We start from the raw sequence: 286 nt of genomic DNA on the forward strand, positions 1-286 counted from the left end.
CCACGGTCCGGCGTCACGAGCGAGCCGTCGGGGTAGCAGACCGGCGCCGCAAGCCAGCGCCGGACGTAGAGCACCACCCACGGCAGGTCGGTATTGGCCTCCACCGCCTTGATGATCAGGTCGTGCGGGCAGCTTCCGAAGAAGTCCTGAATGTCCAGGTCGACGACCCAGTCCCTCTTCCAGCACCGCTCCCGGCACGCCTCGACCGCGTCCAGCGCGGACCGCCCCACCCGGTAGCCATAGGACCCGTCACGGAAGATCTGCTCCATGCGCGGCTCCAACGTCA

At 68.2% G+C, this 286-nt stretch carries 1 pseudogene; it reads right to left on the reverse strand.

Annotated elements, in window-relative coordinates:
* A pseudogene (locus U9977_RS24295) lies at positions 1-281 on the reverse strand (group II intron reverse transcriptase/maturase); the annotation flags it as partial.
* Between the last annotated feature and the right edge of the window lie 5 nt (positions 282-286).

The sequence above is a fragment of the Protofrankia sp. Cas8 genome (assembly GCF_963555845.1).
Taxonomy (GTDB): Bacteria; Actinomycetota; Actinomycetes; order Frankiales; family Frankiaceae; genus Protofrankia.